General features: G+C 65.8%; 20 protein-coding genes and 1 tRNA gene. 14 read left to right on the plus strand and 7 right to left on the minus strand.

Annotated features, from left to right (window positions below; genetic code table 11):
* Positions 1–162: 162 nt before the first annotated feature.
* Positions 163–239 (minus strand) — tRNA-Arg (locus BLT60_RS07475).
* A 276-nt stretch (positions 240–515) separates the two neighbouring features.
* Here BLT60_RS07475 and BLT60_RS07480 point away from each other — a divergent pair.
* From BLT60_RS07480 to BLT60_RS07500, 5 genes are all read left to right on the plus strand, one after another.
* Complete coding sequence (locus BLT60_RS07480; RefSeq protein ID WP_090876308.1) at positions 516–1,019, plus strand: DUF2076 domain-containing protein; 504 nt, start codon at positions 516–518, stop codon at positions 1,017–1,019.
* 109 nt (positions 1,020–1,128) lie between these two features.
* On the plus strand, positions 1,129–1,635 hold the full coding sequence (locus BLT60_RS07485; protein ID WP_090875812.1) for a GNAT family N-acetyltransferase: 507 nt from the start codon (positions 1,129–1,131) through the stop codon (positions 1,633–1,635).
* Between the two features lie 8 nt (positions 1,636–1,643).
* Positions 1,644–3,098: a RimK family protein gene (locus BLT60_RS07490; protein ID WP_090875813.1), complete on the plus strand. Its 1,455-nt coding sequence runs from the start codon at positions 1,644–1,646 to the stop codon at positions 3,096–3,098.
* Positions 3,099–3,220: 122 nt separating this feature from the next.
* The gene (locus BLT60_RS07495) at positions 3,221–3,499 is read left to right on the plus strand and encodes a hypothetical protein (protein ID WP_090875814.1); all 279 of its coding nucleotides are present in this window, start codon (positions 3,221–3,223) and stop codon (positions 3,497–3,499) included.
* Positions 3,500–3,607: 108 nt separating this feature from the next.
* On the plus strand, positions 3,608–4,846 hold the full coding sequence (locus tag BLT60_RS07500) for an MFS transporter (RefSeq protein WP_090875815.1): 1,239 nt from the start codon (positions 3,608–3,610) through the stop codon (positions 4,844–4,846).
* Between the two features lie 56 nt (positions 4,847–4,902).
* Here the strand turns inward: BLT60_RS07500 and BLT60_RS07505 are convergent, their stop codons facing one another.
* Positions 4,903–5,409: a MarR family winged helix-turn-helix transcriptional regulator gene (locus BLT60_RS07505; RefSeq protein ID WP_090875816.1), complete on the minus strand. Its 507-nt coding sequence runs from the start codon at positions 5,407–5,409 to the stop codon at positions 4,903–4,905.
* Between the two features lie 123 nt (positions 5,410–5,532).
* On the opposite strand from BLT60_RS07505, the gene BLT60_RS07510 reads away from it, so the two are divergent.
* Positions 5,533–5,931, plus strand: coding sequence for a DoxX family protein (locus tag BLT60_RS07510; protein WP_090875817.1), 399 nt, complete (start codon positions 5,533–5,535; stop codon positions 5,929–5,931).
* 71 nt (positions 5,932–6,002) lie between these two features.
* On the opposite strand, the gene BLT60_RS07515 is transcribed toward BLT60_RS07510, so the two are convergent.
* On the minus strand, positions 6,003–6,296 hold the full coding sequence (locus BLT60_RS07515) for a Dabb family protein (protein ID WP_090875818.1): 294 nt from the start codon (positions 6,294–6,296) through the stop codon (positions 6,003–6,005).
* A 164-nt stretch (positions 6,297–6,460) separates the two neighbouring features.
* Between BLT60_RS07515 and BLT60_RS07520 the strand changes: the two genes are divergently transcribed.
* From BLT60_RS07520 to otsA, 4 genes are all read left to right on the plus strand, one after another.
* Positions 6,461–6,958, plus strand: coding sequence for a Crp/Fnr family transcriptional regulator (locus tag BLT60_RS07520; protein ID WP_090875819.1), 498 nt, complete (start codon positions 6,461–6,463; stop codon positions 6,956–6,958).
* Between the two features lie 124 nt (positions 6,959–7,082).
* Entirely contained in the window at positions 7,083–8,888 is a 1,806-nt protein-coding gene (gene lepA / locus BLT60_RS07525; RefSeq protein ID WP_090875820.1) for a translation elongation factor 4, read from the plus strand.
* Positions 8,889–8,996: 108 nt separating this feature from the next.
* Positions 8,997–9,731 carry a trehalose-phosphatase gene (otsB, locus tag BLT60_RS07530; RefSeq protein ID WP_090875821.1) on the plus strand — a complete coding sequence of 245 codons (735 nt, stop codon included), beginning with the start codon at positions 8,997–8,999 and terminating at the stop codon, positions 9,729–9,731.
* 139 nt (positions 9,732–9,870) lie between these two features.
* A complete protein-coding gene (gene otsA, locus BLT60_RS07535) occupies positions 9,871–11,298 on the plus strand; it encodes an alpha,alpha-trehalose-phosphate synthase (UDP-forming) (RefSeq protein WP_090875822.1) in 1,428 nt (475 codons plus the stop codon).
* A gap of 127 nt (positions 11,299–11,425) precedes the next feature.
* Here the strand turns inward: otsA and BLT60_RS07540 are convergent, their stop codons facing one another.
* Together BLT60_RS07540 and BLT60_RS07545 are read right to left on the minus strand one after the other, a co-directional pair.
* A complete protein-coding gene (locus BLT60_RS07540) occupies positions 11,426–13,249 on the minus strand; it encodes an ABC-F family ATP-binding cassette domain-containing protein (RefSeq protein WP_090875823.1) in 1,824 nt (607 codons plus the stop codon).
* Between the two features lies 1 nt (position 13,250).
* Positions 13,251–14,843 (minus strand): peptide chain release factor 3, encoded by a 1,593-nt coding sequence (locus BLT60_RS07545; RefSeq protein WP_090875824.1) that lies wholly within the window; start codon positions 14,841–14,843, stop codon positions 13,251–13,253.
* 272 nt (positions 14,844–15,115) lie between these two features.
* On the opposite strand from BLT60_RS07545, the gene BLT60_RS07550 reads away from it, so the two are divergent.
* The 4 genes from BLT60_RS07550 (at position 15,116) to BLT60_RS07565 (ending at position 19,094) form a co-directional block, all read left to right on the plus strand.
* Positions 15,116–15,295, plus strand: a complete 180-nt coding sequence (locus tag BLT60_RS07550; RefSeq protein ID WP_090875825.1) for a YegP family protein — start codon at positions 15,116–15,118, stop codon at positions 15,293–15,295.
* A 236-nt stretch (positions 15,296–15,531) separates the two neighbouring features.
* Positions 15,532–16,731, plus strand: coding sequence for a cell surface protein (locus tag BLT60_RS07555; RefSeq protein ID WP_090875826.1), 1,200 nt, complete (start codon positions 15,532–15,534; stop codon positions 16,729–16,731).
* Positions 16,724–17,671: a DUF6384 family protein gene (locus BLT60_RS07560; RefSeq protein ID WP_090875827.1), complete on the plus strand. Its 948-nt coding sequence runs from the start codon at positions 16,724–16,726 to the stop codon at positions 17,669–17,671. The genes BLT60_RS07555 and BLT60_RS07560 overlap by 8 nt, the downstream gene beginning before the upstream one ends.
* A 4-nt stretch (positions 17,672–17,675) precedes the next feature.
* Complete coding sequence (locus tag BLT60_RS07565; protein WP_090875828.1) at positions 17,676–19,094, plus strand: coiled-coil domain-containing protein; 1,419 nt, start codon at positions 17,676–17,678, stop codon at positions 19,092–19,094.
* A 5-nt stretch (positions 19,095–19,099) separates the two neighbouring features.
* On the opposite strand, the gene BLT60_RS07570 is transcribed toward BLT60_RS07565, so the two are convergent.
* Entirely contained in the window at positions 19,100–19,465 is a 366-nt protein-coding gene (locus BLT60_RS07570) for a SpoIIAA family protein (RefSeq protein WP_175478335.1), read from the minus strand.
* A 110-nt stretch (positions 19,466–19,575) separates the two neighbouring features.
* A complete protein-coding gene (locus BLT60_RS07575; protein ID WP_090875830.1) occupies positions 19,576–19,938 on the minus strand; it encodes a SpoIIAA family protein in 363 nt (120 codons plus the stop codon).
* Positions 19,939–19,955: the final 17 nt, after the last annotated feature.

Genomic DNA, 19,955 nt, shown 5'->3' on the forward strand with positions numbered 1-19,955 from the left:
CTGAGTTGTGGCGGCAGTCCCGAGCGAACTGGCGGTCAGTCCGTCGCCAATAGACCCAGAAGAAAATCGTGGTGAAACTAACTCTTGGAGTTACCCAGCAAAAACGCAAGGCCAGCCAGCAGCAAGGCCAGACGATAAAATCCATATATTTCAATTGTTTGCTGGCGCACCCGACAGGATTCGAACCTGTGACCTCTGCCTTCGGAGGGCAGCGCTCTATCCAGCTGAGCTACGGGTGCGGAGCGCGTGGGTCGTTCCATAGCCCAGACCGAAGCCGACGACAATGTCGCGATTTGACTGGCGGCTGTCTTCACAGCGCCCATATCAGATTGCGGCGCGGGTTGAGGATCGGCGGAAAGCGGATTGTTCATTCCGCGCCAACCCGGAAAAACCGGCCGAAGGTGATCGGAGACCCGGGTGAATTGAAAAACGATCGTCAGAGCACTCCGTTCGGGTCGACGATTTCCTTTTGAACGGAAGAGCGGTCGGACGCACCGGGAAAGGTGGAGGTGGCAATGCGCGAGGAAGACCAGCAGGCGATCGACGACCTCTTCGAACGCCTCCGCCGGGTCGAGACCGAACTCGGGCCGCGCGACCCGCAGGCCGAGGGGCGGATTCGGGATGCGGTCGCCCGGCTGCCCGCCGCACCCTATTACATGGCGCAGACCATCGTTGCCCAGGGCGCTGCGCTCGCCGATGCCGACCAACGGATCAGCGCTCTGGAGACCAGGCTGCGTGAAGAAAGCAGTGGCGTCTTCGCCACCCTTTTCGGCAGGGACCGGGCAGCGGATGCGCCCGCTCCCGAGAGGCCCGGCGCGTTCCGTCCTGGCGGATCCGACGGGTTCCTCGCCGGCGCTGCCCAGACCGCCTTCGGAGTTGCCGGCGGGATGATCCTTGCCAACATCTTGGCCGATACGCTGTTCGGGACACTCGACGCGGATGCCGCGGAGACGGTGGACGAAACGGATGCTGGCTCGACTGGCGACATCGACACCGGCGACTTCGACATCGGATTCTGATCCCAGTCCAACACCACGGCTATTTTTCGCGTTTTCTGCTGCGCATTCCCGATTGTGTTTTCTCTCAAATCGGGGTCAGAGTGCAAAAACCCTGGCTCGCTCGCCCTCCATGCGACGCTTTTCGATTCGCAACGCCACCCTCGCCGATATCGCGCCCCTGCTCAGGCTGGAGGAATTGTCCTTCCGGACCGACAGGATTTCGCGGCGGAGCTTCCGCCGGCTGATCCGCTCGCCTAGCGCCATCTGTCGCGTCGCGCGGGCCGGGAACCATATTGCCGGCTATGCCGTTGTGCTCAGCCGGACCGGCAGCACAGTCGCCCGGCTCTATTCTCTGGCGGTCGACGCCGACTTCCGTGGGCTGGGCCTGGCGGCCGCGCTGGTCGAAGATGCAGAGCGGATGGCGACGCGGAGAGGCATGACGCGGCTTCGACTTGAGGTCCGAGAGGACAATCCGGCGGCGATTCGGCTTTACGAGCGGCTCGCTTTCCGTCAATGCGACAACCGCCCCGGCTACTATGCAGACGGTGCGACCGCCATTCGATACCAGAAGCGCCTTGACCGGAGGCGGTCGCCCGGCGGGGCCCGCCCTCTTCGATACGATCACCGCCAGGGATAACCGGAGTCATGGCCGACTGGGTCATCATCGTCGACAGCCTGAAGGACTTTGACAACGCGGGGACGCCACACAAGGTGATCACCGCCAACGACTACCTTGCCCGGACGAACCTGTTCCGTGGCGCGCGACCGAAGATCATCAACCTGTCGCGATCCTTCGCCTATCAGAGTCGCGGCTACTATTGTTCGCTGCTGGCGGAGGCGCGCGGCCACCGGGTCATCCCGTCCGTCGAGACGATGATCGACCTCGGCGCCCGCCAGCTTTACGCCCAGGCCGTCCCGGAACTCGACGACACCCTCGCCAAGGCGATCGCCGGCTCAGACGACACGGTGCCAAAGCGCGTTCTCGTCTTCTTCGGCGCGGTCGAGGACCATCGCTTTGACCGTTTCGGGCGGCTGGTCTTCGACTGGTTTCGCTGCCCCGTCCTCGAGGTGACGGTCGAGACCGGCACGCGGCCCCAGATCAAGCGGCTGGCCGCGGTACCCGTCACCAAGCTGACGCTGGAGGAACGCGCCCTGTTCGACGCGGCGCTTCACAACCATACCCGCCGGCAATGGCGGTCGAAGAAGGATCGGGTCGCGCCGCGCTATTCCTTCGCCGCTCTCCACGATCCGAAGGAGGCCATGCCACCGTCAAGCCTGTCGAGCCTCAAGCACTGGTCGCGGATCGCAGCCAAGCTCGGGGTCGAGGTTGAGCCGATCACCCGTCGCGACCTGCCGAGGCTTGCCGAATTCGACGCGCTGTTCATCCGCGAGACGACGTCGATCGACAACCACACCTATCGCTTCGCCCGCCGCGCGGCGCAGGAGGGCATGCCGGTCATCGACGATCCGGTGTCGATGATCCGCTGCACAAACAAGATCTATCTGCATGAGTTGATGACCACGAACGGCCTGGCGGTGCCACCGACGGTGATCATCGTCGACAAGCAGGACCTTGTTCGAGCCGCCGACGAGCTCGGCTTCCCGATGGTCCTCAAGATACCCGACTCGTCCTTCTCCCGAGGGGTGGCAAAGGTCGGCTCGCCGGCCGAACTCGCCGCCCTTTTCAAGGCCTGGTACGAGGATACCGACCTGCTGCTTGCCCAGAAATTCATGCCGACCGACTTCGACTGGCGGGTCGGTGTCCTCGGCGGCAAGCCACTGTTCGTCAGCCAGTACATGATGGCCAAGAAACACTGGCAGATCGTCAAGCACGGACCAGACGGCAAGGCGCTCGAAGGTGGTTTCCACACCCCGTCGCTCGGCGAAGCGCCTCCGGCGGTGATCGATGTAGGCCTGCGTGCGGCGCAACTGATCGGCGACGGCCTCTACGGCGTCGACCTCAAGGAAACCGCCGACGGCATCTTCGTCGTCGAGGTCAACGACAATCCCAATATCGAGCACGGCGTCGAGGATCAGGGCGAGAAGGATCAGGTATGGATCGACCTGACCAAATGGTTCATCGACAAGCTCGAGGCTTGATGGGACGGCGATCGTGTCGCGGGGGAAAGCGGCGGCCTGCCCCGTTTTCGCCGCTTACGGGGTGCTGATTGCCGCGACGTGCGTGGAAGGGGTGAGTCGTGAAGACCTTATTGATCGTTGCAATGACCGGAATCATAGCGGGCTGCGCAAGCACCGGCGGCGGTGGCGCACCGACCGGCCCGGAGCGCGGCATCTGGCTGCGCACCGACGGGCAGTCGGGCCGGGACAATCCCGTCCTTGCCCAGCAATTCGAGACCGACAAGGCGTCCTGCACCGATCGCGGCCAGGTCAACCAGCTCTGCATGACGCACCGGGGCTACATCCTGGTGCCGCAGAGCCAGGTCGAGGCAAAAGCGGCAGAGCTTCGCGCGGCAGCGGCGGCGCGCGCCGGCGGCGCCTGATCGACCGGCGGCCGGACCGCCGGGTTTCGCGCTCCCGGGCAATGGCGTAGAATTCGGCGGATACTCCCCCTCGCGGGTTTCTCCGCGCCTCCCACCGATTCGCCACCAATGGACGCCGACGCATCATCGCCCCAGTCCGCCTGGAGCGCCCTTCGCCACCGGGGCTTCGCGCGCTTCTGGGCGTCGCGCTTCTTCACGACTTTCGCCACGCAGATCGTCAGCGTCGCGGTCGGCTGGCAAGTCTATGACCTGACGCGAGACCCGTTCGACCTTGGCCTGGTCGGCCTCGTCCAGTTCGCCCCGTCGCTGCTGCTGGTGCTGGTCACCGGCGCCGTCTCCGACCGGTTCAACCGGCGGATGATCGTCGCCATCTGCCAGATTGTCGAGGCATCCTGCGCCGCCGCGCTCCTCATTCTCGTCCTTGCAGACGACATCAACGTCACCGCGATCTTCATCGCGTTGGCGGTCTTCGGTGTCGCGCGGGCCTTCATGAACCCGGCATCGCAATCGCTGATCCCCAACCTGGTGCCGGCCAAGTCGCTGGCCAGTGCCATCGCGCTCTCCGCCTCGTCCTGGCAAATCGCGGTGATCGGCGGCCCGGTCGCCGGGGGCCTTCTCTACGGGCTCGGTCCCGACATCGCCTATGGCGTGGCTTTGGTGCTCTTCGCCTTCGCGGCAGTCATCATCGCGCTGGTGCCGCGGCCTCCCCAGAAGACCGTGCCGGAACCGGCGAACTGGAATAGCGTCGTCGCCGGATTTCGCTATGTCTGGCATGAAAAGATCGTCCTCGGCGCCATCTCGCTCGATCTCTTCGCCGTGCTCCTCGGCGGCGCCGTCGCCCTGTTGCCCGCCTATGCCCGCGACATTCTCGACGTCGGTCCATGGGGCCTCGGCCTGTTGCGATCGGCGCCCGGTTTCGGCGCCATGGTCGTCGCGCTCTATCTCGCCTTCCGGCCGATCCGCGACCATGCCGGCCTGATCATGTTCGCCTGCGTCGCGCTGTTTGGCCTGTTCACGCTGATCTTCGGCGTGTCGACCGCGGTATGGCTGTCGGTGGCAGCACTTGGCCTGGCCGGCGCGGCCGACATGGTCAGCGTCTATATCCGCGAGACGCTGATCCAGCTGTGGACGCCGGATGCGGTTCGCGGCCGGGTCAACGCGGTGAACATGGTCTTCGTCGGGGCATCGAATGAACTCGGCGAGTTCCGCGCCGGCTCGGTTGCCGCGCTCATCGGCGTGGTGCCGGCGGTGGTGATCGGCGGCGTCGGGACGATCGTGGTCGCCGGGCTGTGGATGATGTGGTTCCCCGCCCTGCGGAAGGCGCGGCACCTCAGCGGACGTGTCTGAAGCAGCGCGACGGCAGGGTCCGGGACCGTGAGTGCTGGACACCGTGCAACCGCACTTCACGCCTGCCGGTCAGCGGCCCGCGACAGTTTTTCGAGACTGCGGAGAATGCGTGACGCGTCCGATTGTGAAAGCGCCGAGCCGATCAACGCCTCGCTGTCGGCGGTCATCTTGGCAGTCAGGGCGTCAATCGCCACCGCTCCTGCGTCAGTCAGTTCGATGAAGCAGCTTCGGCCATCCGCCTCGTTGCTGGCGCGACGAACCAAGCCCTTCGACTCGAGACCTTGCAGGATCTTGGTCAATCCACCGGAGGTAATCAGCATCAGCCCGGCAATTTCCGTCGGCGTCATCTGGTGCGGCCGCCGGCCGGCGCGAAGCGCCGCCAGGGCTTCGAACTCGCCCCATGTGAGACCGGCCCGATGGGCCTCGTCATTCGACCGCGACCAGATCATGTCGCGCAGCCTGAACAGGCGGATCACCAGTTCCATCGCGGTCGAATTTTGCTCCGGCCAGTTCTCGCGAATCGCGTTGATCAGCCGGTCGCCGGTCTCATCCCCTTCCGCCATCGCGTGTCCTCCCTCACCGAGATGTTACCGCATATATCTTGCTTGGAAGATAGTTATCTCCTAGTTCGGCGCGAGGAAACGCGGTCGATCGTCGTCCGCTCCGAAATGGAAAGTCCTCCTGGCATGACGAACCTGTCCAACCGCCTGACCAAGCTGGCACCGAATTTCCTTGCAATCCTGCGGGTGATGACAGCCCTTCTGTTCATTAGTCACGGAACGGGAAAGCTCCTGGGATTCCCCGATCTCGGCTTCGTGCCGCCCGTCCTGTCGCTCGCCGGAGTCGCCGGTCTGCTTGAAATCGTCGGCGGTGTCCTGATCATCCTCGGCCTGTTTACCCGGCCGGTCGCCTTCATCCTCTCCGGCGAGATGGCGGTAGCCTATTTCATGGCGCACGCGCCGCAGAATTTCCATCCGATCCTCAACAACGGCGAATCGGCGATCCTCTTCTGCTTTATCTTCCTCTATCTGGTCTTCGCCGGTCCCGGCGCGTGGAGCATGGACGGCGCAAGGAAGCGGGCATAGCCGGCGGTCGTGCCCTCCCGTGCGAACCCGGCGGGTCGCCGGTTTCCGCTCCTGGCGGCGTCAGCGGCGTCTCAAAGGATCGCGTAGTCGATCTCAAGGAAGTCCTCGACTTCCTTGAGCCAGCGGTCGCGGACGAAGGCGACGTGATCGGGGTGGCCGTCATAACCGTCGTAGGTGGCCTGGTCGGCGAATTCCATCGAGAAGCCGAAGGCGAAACCGTTCTTGGCACTGACCTGACGGAGGGCCTCGAACCGCTCGACGCCGGGAATGGCGGCGAGGATGCGCTGGCCATCGTCAAGGAACGCTTTCTCCTCGGCCGATCCGGGAGCGTGCTTCAGGCGAAAGGCGACGGTATGGCGAATCATCGATCTGGTCCCGGGGGTGGGTGCGGCAGGAACGGCACCCTAGCCCGTCCGCCGCGACACCGAAAACCGCAAAATTTGCCGCTCAAGCCTTGACGGCCCAAACCCCTCTAACGAGAGTGGCGCGCGGCCGGACGATCGGCGGAGTGAAAGAGGTAAGGACCAGCATGGACGCGTACGACATTCTGAAGGCGACGCCCTTCTTCGCCGAGGTGCTCGACGAGCCCGAACTGAAGATTCTTTCCGACCATGCCCGGACCGTCAGTTTCGACAAGGGCGCCAAGCTGATCGAGGAAGACGGCCCCGGCCATTCGATGTTCGTCATCGTCAAGGGCGCGGCGGAAGTGTCGGTCGCCGATGAAGAGGGCGCGGTGGCGACCCTCGGCGAAGGCGGCATTCTCGGCGAGATGTCGCTGCTCACCGGCGCGCCGCGAAGCGCCACGGTAACGGCGACCGAGCCGGTCGAAGCCCTGGAAGTCGACAAGTCCGCGCTGGCCAACGTCTTGTGGATGTCGCCGACGCTGGTCGATCGCTTCGTCGCGATGCTGATGCGCCGCCAGCGCGAACTCGACAAGATGTATGGCGGCGTCGCCTGGGGGATGCTGCGGCCGGGCAAGGCGGAACTGACCAACACCATCCGCGACTTCCTTCAGACCACCGAATAGCCGAAGCCCGGCCGCGATTCGTGGCCTTCGGGCGCGGATCGCGCTCCTCCTGGAGCAGGCCATCGCACGCCGCGTCGAAGACGCTGCTTGCCCAGACTTCCCGTGACAGTGTATCAGCGCGGCCATGACGACCGCGCCACAAGACAATATCCGCAACTTCGCGATCATCGCGCACATCGACCACGGCAAATCGACCCTCGCAGACCGGCTGATCCAGCTCTGCGGCGGCCTTACCGAACGGGAGATGAAGGCGCAGGTGCTCGATTCGATGGATATCGAGCGCGAGCGCGGCATCACCATCAAGGCCCAGACCGTCCGCCTGACCTACAAGGCGCAGGACGGCAGGGACTATGTGCTGAATCTCATCGACACACCCGGCCACGTCGATTTCGCCTATGAGGTCAGCCGCTCGCTCGCCGCGTGCGAGGGATCGCTGCTGGTCGTCGACGCCAGCCAGGGAGTCGAGGCGCAGACGCTCGCCAATGTCTACCAGGCGCTCGACAACGATCATGAGATCGTCCCGGTGCTCAACAAGGTCGACCTGCCGGCGGCGGAGCCCGAGCGCATCAAGCAGCAGATCGAGGACGTCATCGGCATCGACGCCAGCGACGCGATCGAGATCTCGGCCAAGACCGGCGTAGGCGTCCCCGCCGTCCTGGAGGCGATCGTCACCCGCCTGCCGCCGCCCAAGGGCGACCGCGAGGCGCCGTTGAAGGCCCTTCTCGTCGACAGCTGGTACGACACCTACCTTGGCGTCGTCGTCCTCGTCCGCATCGTCGACGGCGTCCTCAAGAAGGGCATGCGGATCCGCATGCTCGGCGCCGAGGCGAGCCACGAGGTCGAGACCGTCGGCGTTTTCACGCCGAAGCTGGTCAGTTGGCCGGAGCTTGGTCCCGGCGAACTCGGCTTCTTCACCGGCTCGATCAAGGAAGTCGCGGATACCGCGGTCGGCGACACCATTACCGAGGAGCGTCGGCGAACGGCCGCGCCGCTGCCGGGCTTCCGCCCGGCGCAGCCGGTGGTGTTCTGCGGCATCTTCCCGGTCGATGCGGCCGACTTCGAGGACCTGCGCACGGCGATCGGCAAGCTGCGCCTCAACGACGCGGCCTTCACCTACGAGATGGAGACCTCGGCGGCGCTCGGCTTCGGCTTCCGCTGCGGCTTTCTCGGCCTCCTGCATCTCGAAATTGTCCAGGAGCGGCTCTCCCGGGAATTCAATCTCGAGCTGATCGCGACGGCGCCGTCGGTGATCTACAAGATCAGGCTGACCAAGGGCGACGAGATCGAATTGCACAATCCGGCCGACATGCCGGACCCGGTCAAGATCGTCGAGATCGCCGAGCCGTGGCTGCGCGCCACGATCCTGACTCCGGACGAGTATCTCGGCGCCATCCTCAAGCTCTGCCAGGACCGGCGCGGCATCCAGGTCGACCTCTCCTATGTCGGCAACCGCGCCATGGTCCAGTACGACCTGCCGCTCAACGAGGTGGTTTTCGATTTCTACGACCGGCTGAAATCGGTGTCGAAAGGTTATGCCTCCTTCGACTATCACCTCACCGAGTATCGCGTCGGCGATCTGGTCAAGATGCAGATCCTGGTCAACGGCGAACCGGTCGACGCCCTGTCGATGCTGGTATACCGCGGCGCCGCCGAACGGCGGGGCCGGGCGATGTGCGAAAAGCTGAAGGAACTGATCCCGCCGCACATGTTCCAGATTCCGGTGCAGGCGGCGATCGGTGGCAACGTCATTGCCCGCGAGACGATCCGCGCGCTGCGCAAGGACGTTCTGGCCAAATGCTACGGCGGCGACGTCACCCGAAAGCGCAAGCTGCTCGACAAGCAGAAGGCCGGCAAGAAGAAGATGCGCCAGTTCGGCAAGGTCGACATCCCCCAGGAAGCCTTCATCGCCGCGCTGAAGATGGAGGACTAGGGCCATCGGCCAGTCGGGACATCGGATTGCCGCCGGTCTCGTTGCGTTCCACGGTTCCTCCGGCGCGGTCGCCGCGCTGCCGTCGAGCGTATGAAAGGATAGCCCGCCATGTCCGACAGCCTTCCCTCCACCACCGACGACTGGGCCTTCTTCCTCGATATCGACGGCACGCTGATCGATATCGCTCCGACGCCGGACGCCGTCGTGGTGCCGCATGACTTGCCGGGCATCCTCGACCGGTTGAGCCAGCGCACCGGCGGCGCACTGGCGCTCCTCACCGGCCGTGACCTCGACACCGTCGACCGGCTGTTCGCGCCGTTCACGCTGCCGGCGGGCGCCATCCACGGCACCCAGTTGCGTTTCGCCGATGGCGAGGTCGCGATACCGTCGGAGTCGCCGGCCCTTGCCGGTATCCGCGAACGGCTCGGCGCCTTCGTCGCCGGCCGGCCCGGCATGCTGCTGGAGGACAAGGGAACGGCGCTTGCCGTCCACTTTCGCGCCGACCCGACCGCCCACGACGCGGTCGAACGAGAAGTCCGCGATGCCGCGGCAGCCGGCGGCGCGGATCTTACCGTCCAGCCTGGCAAGGCCGTGTTCGAGATTCGCCCGGCCCATGCCGACAAGGGCCGGGCGCTTGCAACCTTCATGGACAGTCCGGCGTTTGCCGGCCGCCGTCCCGTGGCGATCGGCGACGATGTCACCGACGAGAGCATGTTCGCCGAGGCCACCCGGCGCGGCGGGCAGGCCTTTCGGGTCGGTGCCGCCCAAGCAGGCAGCTTTGCTCACAAAGCATTCGACGACCCGGCGGGAGTCCGGGCATGGCTTGCGGGCCTTGCCGCCTAGGAAAGCCGCAGTCTTCCGCGAGATGACTGGAAAATATTGTTGCAACGCAATATATTGAGGCCGGTCGGGAAACCAACACGGCGGCATGGCGTTAATCGTGCATTAGCGTCATAGTCGATCCACATACCGGGAGGTTACCTTGAGCAGGCTGATTGTCGTTTCCAACCGCGTCCCGCCGCCGGCGGACAAGGGCGCGAGCGCGGGAGGATTGGCGGTTGCCCTGCAGGCGGCTCTTCGCGATCGCGGCGGCCTGTGGCTCGGATGGTCGGGAGAGACCGCCGCGACCGAGGCCGAAAGCGAAGAGATCAAGACGCGGGTCGAAGGCAACATCACCTTCTCGCTGGTCGACCTGACCAAGCGCGACCAGGAGGAATACTACAGCGGCTTCGCCAACCGGGCACTGTGGCCGCTGCTCCACTATCGCCTCGACCTCGCCGATTTCGACCGGCGCGACACCACCGGCTACTTCCGGGTCAACGCTTTCTTCGCCCGCATCCTCGCCGCCCAGATCCAGCCGGATGACGTGATCTGGGTGCAGGACTATCACCTGATCCCGCTGGCAGCGGAGCTCCGGGCGCGCGGCATCACCAACAAGATCGGCTTCTTCCTGCACATCCCGTGGCCGCCGGCAGACGTCTTCTTCGCCATGCCGTGGCATCGCCGCCTGCTGGAGGCGTTCACCAGCTACGATCTCGTCGGTTTCCAGATCGACTATGACGCGGAAAATTTCGTCAACTGTCTGGTCCGCGAAGGCCTCGGACGGGAAACCAGCCGCGGCACGTTCAAGGCCGGGGAGCGCGAATTCAAGATCGGCGCCTTCCCGATCGGCATCGAGACGGCCGAGTTCACATCGGTCGCCGTCGAGGCGGAACACAATGCGCTGGTCAAGCGCATGGCCGTCAGCCTCAACAACCGCAAGCTGATCATCGGCGTCGATCGCCTCGACTATTCCAAGGGGATCGACCAGCGCATGCTGGCCTATGAACGATTCCTGGAAAACACCCCGTCGGCGCACGGCAAGGTCACCTACCTGCAGGTGACGCCGAAGTCGCGCTCGGACGTGCCGGAATATGCCGAGATGCAGCGAGAGATCGCCGAGACCGCGGGACGCATCAACGGCGCCTTCAGCGATATCGACTGGGTTCCGATCCGCTACATCAACCGGACGGTGAAACGCACGACGCTGGCCGGACTGTTCCGCATGGCCGATATCGGCCTGGTGACGCCGCTGCGCGACGGGATGAACCTGGTCGCCAAGGAATTCGTCGCGGCACAAAAGCCGGAGGATCCGGGCGTGCTGGTGCTGTCGCGCTTTGCAGGCGCGGCGCGCGAACTCGACGGCGCGGTTCTCGTCAATCCCTACGACATGGAGTCGACAGGCGGTGCGATCGCCGGCGCGATCGAAATGCCGCTGGAGGAACGCATCGCCCGCTGGCGCAGCATGTACGACCAGTTGACGCGCTACGACGTCAACTACTGGTGCGAAAGCTTCCTCAAGGCGCTCGAGACGCAGCACAACGTGCCGGCCTTCGGCTCGCAGAATCCGCAATTCCGGCAGGCGAGTTGACCGCCGTCAGGTCGATGCCTGCCTGACCGGGCTCTCCGGCGGAGGCGCCTGGGGTGCGAGGGCAGTGCTGAAGGCGCGCCAGAGCGGAGCCGATCGCGCGATCGCGACCGTCGAGGGGTTGCGGTCCCTAGCTTTCCTCGAGTTCTTCGCGCAGCATCTCGACCCGCAGCCACTCGTCCTCCGCGTCGGCCAGCGCCGCCTGCGCCGCTTCAAGCGCCTTGCTCGCTTTGGCAAAGGCGTCCGGATCGCGGCTGTAGAGCGCCGGGTCGGCAAGCGTCTCTTCCAGCCGGCCGATCTCCTTGGTCAGCTTGGCGATCTTGCCCGGCAGGGTCTTCAGCGCATGCTGGTCGTTGAAGGACAGCCGCGCCCTGGACTTGGCTCGTGGCGCCGGAGCGGCTGCCGGTTTGGCCGGCTTCTCGTCCTCCCCCGTTTCGATCCGGGCCCGCGCGCCAATTCCCCGGCCGCGCTGTGCGACCATGTCGGAATAGCCGCCGGCATACATCGTCCATTCCCCGTCGCCGTCTGACGCCAGCGTCCCGGTCACCACGCGGTCGAGGAAGTCGCGGTCGTGACTGACGAGGATCAGCGTGCCGGGAAGGTCGGCCAGCATCTCCTGCAGGAGATCGAGGGTCTCGAGGTCGAGATCGTTGGTCGGTTCGTCGAGCACCAGGAGGTTCGACGGCCGGGCAAGGGCGCGGGCCAGCATTAGCCGGCCGCGTTCACCGCCCGACAGCGCCTTGACCGGCGCCCGCGCCTGTTCCGGCCGGAACAGGAAGTCCTTCATGTAGCCGACGACATGGCGGGCCTCGCCGCCGACGATGACCGTGTCGCCGCGCCCGTCGGTCAGGATGTCGGCGACCGTGGCGTTGGGGTCGAGGCTTTCGCGGCGCTGGTCGAGCGTGGCGATGTCGAGGTTGGTGCCGAGGCGGATCGTGCCCGTGTCGGGCGCCAGCGCGCCGGTCATCAGGTTGACCAGCGTCGTCTTGCCGGCGCCGTTGGGGCCGACGATGCCGATCCGCTCGCCGCGCTCGACCCGGATCGACAGGTCCCGGACGATCGCCCGGCCGTCATAGCTCTTGGCGACATTCTTCGCCTCGATCACCAGCTTGCCGGACTGGCGCACGTCCTGCGCCGTCATCGCGACATTGCCCGCCGGCTGGCTGGCGCGGGCCTCGCGGCGTTCGCTGCGCAGATCGTTGAGGGCGCGGAGCCGCCCCTGGTTGCGCTTGCGCCGCGCGGTGACGCCGTAACGCAGCCAGTCCTCCTCGCGGGCGATCTGCCGGTCGAGCTTGTGCCGGTCGCTGGCCTCCTCCTCGAGGACCGCGTCGCGCCACGGCTCGAATTCGGCGAAGCCACGCTCCAGGCGGCGCGTGACGCCGCGATCGAGCCACACGGTGGCGCGGGACAGCGTTTCAAGGAAGCGCCGGTCATGGCTGATCAGCACGATCGCCGAGCGCAACTCGCCGAGCATGCCCTCCAGCGCCTCGATCGCCGCGAGGTCGAGGTGGTTGGTCGGCTCGTCGAGCAGCAGGATGTCCGGCTCCGGCGCCAGCACCCGGGCGAGTGCCGCCCGCCGGCCCTCGCCACCGGAAAGCTGGCCGGTCGGCTCATCGCCGGTCAGGCCGAGGGTCTCGAGCAGCAGGCGGGCGCGATGCGGCTCGTCGCCCGGCGCGAGCCCCGCCTCGACATAGGCCAGCGTCGTCTCGAAACCGGACAGGTCCGGCTCCTGCGGCAGGTAGCGGACGGTGGTCGAGGGCTGGACGAAGCGCGTCCCGCCATCGGCTTCGACCATGCCGGCGGCGATCTTGAGCAGCGTCGACTTGCCCGAGCCATTGCGGCCGACGAGGCAGAGCCGCTCGCGGGCGCTGACCGACAGCTCCACGCCTTCGAGCAGCGGCTTGCCGCCGATGGCGAGGCGAATGTCCTGGAGGAGAAGCAGCGGCGGGGCCATTCTAGGAATCGACCGCCTCGCCCTGGTAGTCCTTGATGTCGGTGAAGGTGATGGCCGGATAGCGGTCGCGCTCGTGGGTCAGCATGAAGCTCGACGTCGCCATGTAGACCAGCGCACCGTCGAGGTCTTCAGCCATGTCGCCGCGATGGCTGGCGGCGAATTTGTCGATCTCGGCCGGGTCGGCGCTCTCGACCCAGCGGCAGACCTCGAAGCGCGTCGTCTCGAACTCGATCGGCAACGAATACTCGGCCGCGAGCCGTCCCTTCAGCACGTCGAGCTGCAGGGCGCCGACGACGCCGACGATCGGCTGCGAGCCGTCGACCGGCAGGAAGACCTGGACGACGCCCTCCTCGGCCATCTGGCGCAGCGCCTCGCGCAGCTTCTTGGCCTTCATCGCGTCCTGGACCCGGACGCGGCGCAGGATTTCCGGGGCAAAGCTCGGCACGCCGCGGAAGGTGAGGTTCTCCCCCTCCGTCAGCGCATCGCCGATCCGCAGGGTGCCGTGGTTGGGAATGCCGACAATGTCGCCGGCGAAGGCCTCGTCGACGGTCGCCCGGTCCTGGGCGAAGAAGAATTGCGGCGCCTGCAGGCTGATCGGCTTTCCGGTCCGCACCAGCATCGCCTTCATGCCCCGCGACAGGCGCCCCGAGCATACCCTTGCGAAGGCGATGCGGTCGCGGTGGTTGGGATCCATGTTCGCCTGGATCTTGAAGACGAAGCCGGTCATCTTCGGGTCGTCGGGCGCCACCATCCGGGTCGAGGCGGGTCGCGGTTCGGGCGAGGGCGCGATCTTCGCCATCCGCTCGATCAGGTCGCGAACGCCGAAATTGCGGAGCGCGCTGCCAAACAGCACCGGCGTCAGGTGGCCCTCGCGGAACGAGTCGAGGTCGAACGGCCGGCAGGCCGCCTTGGCCAACGCGATCTCCTCGGCGGTCGTCGCCCGGTCGCTCTCCGGCAGGCAGTCGGCGAAGGTCGAGGCGTCCAGGGTGTCGACGGCCTCCGGCGCAGCGTTTTCCTTTGCGTCGAGGCGCCGGATCACGTTCTCCTCAAGGTCATAGACGCCGGCAAAGGTCCGCCCGACGCCGATCGGCCAGTTGATCGGGGCGGTATCGAGCGCCAGCGTCTGTTCGATCTCCTCGAGCAGTTCGAAGGGATCGCGCCCCTCGCGGTCGAGCTTGTTGATGAAGGTGACGATCGGGATGTCGCGGAGGCGGCAGACCTCGAAGAGTTTCTTGGTCCGCGCCTCGATGCCCTTGGCCGCGTCGATCACCATGATGGCGGAATCGACCGCGCTCAGCGTCCGATAGGTGTCGTCGGAAAAGTCCTCATGGCCCGGTGTGTCGAGCAGGTTGAAGACGCAGTCCGCATATTCGAAGGTCATCACCGAGGTGACTACCGAAATGCCGCGCTCGCGCTCGATATCCATCCAGTCGGAGCGGGTCTGGCGGCGGTTGGCCTTGGCCTTGACCTCGCCGGCAAGCTGGATGGCGCCGCCGAACAGCAGCACCTTCTCGGTCAAGGTGGTCTTGCCCGCGTCAGGGTGGGAGATGATAGCGAAGGTGCGGCGCCGGGCGGCGGCCTTGGTCAGGTTCATGCGTTTTACCGTCCGGAGTCACGGTCCGGTCCGTCAGGGATATGGTGCCGGCTCGACGAAAGAGCCAATCGACCAGGGGCAAAACCGGAGCGGGCGACACCGGCTGGGGCGATGCTTCGGAATTCTCCAGAGACGACGGCTGAATAAGGTACCGGCGCGCCGCCCGCAAGCGGCGGCTCTCCCGACCATCCCCCCCGAACGCCCGGAACCGGTTGACTTGGGGCGCGCGCGGCGGGAACCTTTTTTGATTCCGAATCGAGGAGGGCGACGCGATGGCCTACAAATTCGAAGTCTACAAGGACAAGGCGGGGGAATTCCGGTTCCGCTTCAAGGCGTCCAATGGCGAGACGATGTTCGGCTCGGAAGGCTACAAGGCCAAGGCCTCCGCGATGAACGCGATCAAGTCGATCAAGAAGAACGCGCCCGACGCCGACGTCGAGGACGGCAGCTAGCCGCCCGTCTGCCCGTCCCCCCTGGATCCATGACCCTTTGCCGCTGACAGGCGGCGTGAACGGAATCGTTTCCGATCCCCCGGCAACATGACGTCGATTCGTCATGTATCGATGCCATATCGTCTTGGAATGTGCCTGCTTTCCGGGTCGCTCCATTGCACCCCGAACGGAAGTCTTTTGAAAAATCGGCGATAAAGCCATATCTAGAGGGCTTGAACCGACGAGGGGTGCGACGAATGACCGAAGTCACGATCAAATCGCCGATGCAATATCTCGATCAGGCGATGGGAAGCCTGCGGGACCTTGGTCTCGTCAAGGAGACACCGCCGGAAGAGACGCCGATCATCGGGCTTCTCGAAAAGATCACCGAGCTCGAGCCTGACAAGATCGCCGTGATCGCACGGACGATGAGCCAGATGTCGCTGTTCAACGAAGTCGTCCGCGAGCAAATCTCGGCGATGTCGGTCGGCGAACGCTACGAAGAGATCACCGAGGCGTTCAATTCGATCCGCGACGATGCCAAGGGCATGGTCGATCAGCTGGAAGACGGCAAGATCGACATCTTCGAACGGGCGACCAACGTCTGGATGAAGGTCTCGCGCGGCGACATCGCAGCCCGCTTCGACAAGATCCACGACACCTACCTGACCGTGTCGAAGGACACGAAGAACAACATCGACCGCGAGCATATCATCCTCGAAGCCTATATGGACTTCCGCGGCGCCCTGAAGCAGGCGGAGGTCAGCGCTCTCGAAGTCCTCAAGATCGCCGACGCCAAGCTTGCCGAGGCGAAAGCCGCGCTGGAGACGGCCTCGGCGGCGGTCAAGAATTACGATGGCGACGACCTGGCCGAACGGGCCCGGCTCGAACTGATCCGCGACGAGCGGCTGCGCGAGATGCAGTCGGAGGACGGCCGCTACCAGATCGCCAAGGATCTCGCCGACAACCTGACCATCGGCTACAACACCTCCGAAGTCGTCATGGCCCGCCTCAACCAGACGACCAACGCCAAGGAGCGGGTCTACCAGCAGGCGGTGTCCTTCTTCACCACCAACGAGTCGGTGCTGACCGCACTGCAGGCATCCTTCACCGGGATGTTCGGCCTGCATGAATCGACCGAGACGCTGAACCGCATGAAGGAAGGCGTTTCCCAGTCGATCGAGGTGCTGGCCGAGATCGGCGGCAAGGTTCAGGAAGAGGCGCTGAAGGCGGGCTACGGCCCGACCATCCGCGCCGACGCGGTCAAGAAGCTGGTCGATTCGGTGGTCAATTTCCAGGATCGCTCGCACGCGATCATCAACGAGATGCGCACCCTGGCGACCAAGAATTCCGAGGAAATCCGCGACGCCGTCGAGGATGGCAAGCGCCGCATGGCCCAGCTCGCCACCGATGCCAACGCCGTCGCCGGCGACAACCTGATGGCAGGGCATGGCTGACACCGCCGCGCCGCCGGCCGACGCGCCGGCGCCGCAGCTCGACGATGTCATGCTGGCGATGGACGTGGTCGACACGCTCCGTCACCAGGACAGGCTGGTCGAGCGCGAACTCGGGCAGGAGGCGCGCGATTCCGCCTTGCGGACGCGTCTGCGCCAGATCTACGAGAGCCAGGGCCTCGAGGTCACCGACCGGATTCTTGACCAGGGGATCGCGGCGCTCAAGGAAAGCCGCTTCACCTACACCCCGCCGCGGCCGGGGCTGAACACCTTCCTCGCCCGGATGTGGATCCGTCGAAAGGCCGTCGGTACCGTCCTCGGCATCCTGCTCGTCGTGCTGGTCGCCGTGGTCGGATGGCAGATCTGGCAAGGCAACGAAGCCGCCCGTCTGGCCGAGGAACAGCGTATCGAGCTGACGGTGACGCTGCCGGCAGAGGTCCGGGAGGCCGGCGATGCAGCGCTTGCCGCCGCGACCGCCGCGGACGCCAAGGCCGCCGTCGAGACCGCGATGGCCGATGGCGAAGCCGCGATCTCCGCGCAGGATGGCGACGCCATGCGCGCCGCGGTCGCCGATCTCGAGGCCCTGCGCGCAGCAATCCTGCGGGCCTACACGCTGACCATCGTCTCGCGCCAGGGCGAGGATACCGGCGTCTTCCGCATTCCCGATGTCAACGAGGACGCCAGGAACTACTACCTCATCGTCGAGGCGCTGACCGATACCGGCGAGGCGCTGGCGGTGCCGGTGATCAACGAGGAAAACGGCCAGATCGAAACGGTGACCATGTGGGGCGTCCGGGTTCCCGAGGCGACCTATAATGCGGTTCGCGACGACAAGTCCGCGGACGGCATCGTCCAGGACAACGTCCTCGGGGAAAAACGGCGCGGCACGCTGGCGGTCGACTACCTGATGGACGTCGACGACGGCGCGATTACGTCATGGTGACGGCATGATCTCGGCAAGCAAGGCCCTCTCCTCGATCGACCAGGCGATCCTCGGCGTTCGCCGCGACGAGGACCGGCTGACGACGATGCTGACCTCGGCGACCGAGGATTCGGCGCGGATTCGCGCCCAGCAGGCGGAGGCCTTTCGGGCTCTGGCCCGCCTCAAGCTCGACGCGCTCGCCCGCGACGAAGTCGTCGGCCGCCTCGATTCGGCCGAACGGGCGGCGCTCGACGCGCTCGAGAAGCGCAAGACGGCGCTCGGCGAGATCGCCAGCGAACGGGCCAGGCTGGTTACCGCGATGGCGGCGACCGAGAAGACCCGCGAAGCCGCGGCCGACCGGCTCGAAGACGCCGTCGACGCGGTCGAGGCGCAGGCCGAGGCAACGCAGACCCGGCTGACCACCGACGGTGGCTGGCAGGAACAGACCACCCTCGTCACCGAGGCGGAGGCCAAGGCGGCGGCGGCGGCCGAAAAGGCGAGCCAGGCCGAAACCGACCGCGACGAGAAGCGCAAGCCCTACGACCAGGACCCGCTTTTCTCGTATCTGTGGTCGCGCGGCTACGGCACGTCGGACTACCAGGCCGGGCCGATCGCCCGCTTCTTCGACGCCAAGGTGGCGAAGCTGGTCGGCTACGACACGGCGCGGCCGAACTACTACATGCTGAACGAGATCCCGCTGCGTCTGCGTGATCATGCGACCCGGCTCGAACAGGCGGCGGTTGACGCCCATGCCCGGGCCGAGGCCTACGAGCGCCAGGAGCTCGAAGCCGACGGGATCGTCGCGCTCGAATCGGAGGTTGCGGCGGCGACCGAAGCCCATGACAAGGCTGACGCCGCGGTCGAGGAGATCGAGGCCAAACTCGCCACTCTCGACGAGCGCCAGGCGACGATGCTCGACGGCGTCAGGGACCCGACACTGACCTCGGCGATCGATGGCCTCGCCACGGCCATCGCCCGCGAGGATCTGTCGACCCTCTACAAGGAAGCGATGGCGACGCCGACGCCGGAAGACGAGAAGATCGTCAGGATGCTGCGGGAGATCGAGCCGAAGCTCGCCCGTCGCGAGGCGGAGGCGGAGGAGGTTCGCAAGGCGGCGGTCGAACTCGCCCGCAAGCGGGCCGAGCTGGAAACCTCCCGTGAGACCTTCCATCGCTCGGGATACAACAACCCGCGCGGCCAGTTCGCCAATGGCGCGTTGATCGGCAGCATCATCACCAGCGTTCTCAACGGGGCGATGTCGTCGAAGAATCTCAACGACGCCCTCGGCAAGGGCTTCAGCATCCGGAAACCGCCGCGCAGCAGCGGCAGTTTCGGCGGCGGATTGCGCTTCCCGAGCAGCTCGGGCCGGTCGATCAGCCGCCCGTCGCGTCCCTCCGCGCCACGCCGGAGCAGCGGCGGCTTCAGGACCGGCGGGCGTTTCTAGGCCATTCAGGCGGCCGAGAGCCAGGCCTTGGCCGCCTCGATCTCGTGGACCGGGAACATCTTCAGCGAGGCCGGCATCAGCCCGTCCATCGCGCCCGCGGCGCGGCGGTAGGGGCCGTCCTCGGCGATGAAGGCGATCCGCTCGAAATCGCGGAAATGGCGCGTGCCGAAGACTGCGTCGTCGAGCAGCGAATTGGGCTCATAGCCGGCGAAATCCGAACCGACAATGTAGAGCAGCTTGACGTGGCCGCTGCGTTCGATGGCGGTTTCGATCCGCGGCTCCAGAACGGTATCGCGGTCGCTGCGGCTGATCCGCCCGCTGGCTAGAAAGCCGATGGCGCCGTCGGGCAGGTCATCGATCGGTGTGAACATAGTACCCTCCTCAAGTCCCGTGCATTCTGAAACGCTAGCGAGGGCCGGCGTCGGCATGATGACAGGCTTGCGGATTCTTCGTCGCCAAAAGGGGGCGGTGGTGTGGCGACCTACTCCGCCAGCCAGGCCGTCGCCTCGTCGGTATCCTTGACCGCGAAGACCCGCACCATCGCCGGCATCAGCAGGCCAACGGTGCGGACCGCCGCCGTATAGGCCTCGTTGTCGCAAACGAAGGCGACGCGCTCGAAGTCGAAGAAATGGCGGAATCCGAAGGCCGTGTCGTCCCACATCGCGCCGGGTGCATAGCCTTTGAAGTCCGGGCCGGCGACGATCAGCAGCCGCAGCTTGTGTCCTTCCTTCAGCGCCGCCTCGGTGGTCGGGATCAGCACCTCGCGATAGTCCTCCGCCGCGACCGTCCCCTCGAGGGAGAAGCCGAGCACCCGGCCCGGCAGATTCCTGATTTCGGTGATCATTGTCTTTCTCCTCCGGT

It is taken from the genome of Bauldia litoralis (assembly GCF_900104485.1).
GTDB classification, from domain to species: domain Bacteria; phylum Pseudomonadota; class Alphaproteobacteria; order Rhizobiales; family Kaistiaceae; genus Bauldia; species Bauldia litoralis.

Bases quoted from the DNA above. Each gene is read 5' to 3' on its own strand.
- BLT60_RS07500 (WP_090875815.1), top strand. From the start codon at position 3,608: ATGGACGCCGACGCATCATCGCCCCAGTCCGCCTGGAGCGCCCTTCGC.
- BLT60_RS07555 (WP_090875826.1), top strand. From the start codon at position 15,532: ATGACCGAAGTCACGATCAAATCGCCGATGCAATATCTCGATCAGGCG.
- BLT60_RS07520 (WP_090875819.1), top strand. From the start codon at position 6,461: ATGGACGCGTACGACATTCTGAAGGCGACGCCCTTCTTCGCCGAGGTG.
- otsB (WP_090875821.1), top strand. From the start codon at position 8,997: ATGTCCGACAGCCTTCCCTCCACCACCGACGACTGGGCCTTCTTCCTC.
- BLT60_RS07570 (WP_175478335.1), bottom strand. From the start codon at position 19,465: ATGTTCACACCGATCGATGACCTGCCCGACGGCGCCATCGGCTTTCTA.
- BLT60_RS07575 (WP_090875830.1), bottom strand. From the start codon at position 19,938: ATGATCACCGAAATCAGGAATCTGCCGGGCCGGGTGCTCGGCTTCTCC.
- BLT60_RS07515 (WP_090875818.1), bottom strand. From the start codon at position 6,296: ATGATTCGCCATACCGTCGCCTTTCGCCTGAAGCACGCTCCCGGATCG.
- BLT60_RS07550 (WP_090875825.1), top strand. From the start codon at position 15,116: ATGGCCTACAAATTCGAAGTCTACAAGGACAAGGCGGGGGAATTCCGG.
- BLT60_RS07565 (WP_090875828.1), top strand. From the start codon at position 17,676: ATGATCTCGGCAAGCAAGGCCCTCTCCTCGATCGACCAGGCGATCCTC.
- BLT60_RS07490 (WP_090875813.1), top strand. From the start codon at position 1,644: ATGGCCGACTGGGTCATCATCGTCGACAGCCTGAAGGACTTTGACAAC.
- BLT60_RS07510 (WP_090875817.1), top strand. From the start codon at position 5,533: ATGACGAACCTGTCCAACCGCCTGACCAAGCTGGCACCGAATTTCCTT.
- BLT60_RS07540 (WP_090875823.1), bottom strand. From the start codon at position 13,249: ATGGCCCCGCCGCTGCTTCTCCTCCAGGACATTCGCCTCGCCATCGGC.
- BLT60_RS07560 (WP_090875827.1), top strand. From the start codon at position 16,724: ATGGCTGACACCGCCGCGCCGCCGGCCGACGCGCCGGCGCCGCAGCTC.
- BLT60_RS07480 (WP_090876308.1), top strand. From the start codon at position 516: ATGCGCGAGGAAGACCAGCAGGCGATCGACGACCTCTTCGAACGCCTC.
- BLT60_RS07545 (WP_090875824.1), bottom strand. From the start codon at position 14,843: ATGAACCTGACCAAGGCCGCCGCCCGGCGCCGCACCTTCGCTATCATC.
- lepA (WP_090875820.1), top strand. From the start codon at position 7,083: ATGACGACCGCGCCACAAGACAATATCCGCAACTTCGCGATCATCGCG.
- BLT60_RS07495 (WP_090875814.1), top strand. From the start codon at position 3,221: ATGACCGGAATCATAGCGGGCTGCGCAAGCACCGGCGGCGGTGGCGCA.
- BLT60_RS07505 (WP_090875816.1), bottom strand. From the start codon at position 5,409: ATGGCGGAAGGGGATGAGACCGGCGACCGGCTGATCAACGCGATTCGC.
- BLT60_RS07485 (WP_090875812.1), top strand. From the start codon at position 1,129: ATGCGACGCTTTTCGATTCGCAACGCCACCCTCGCCGATATCGCGCCC.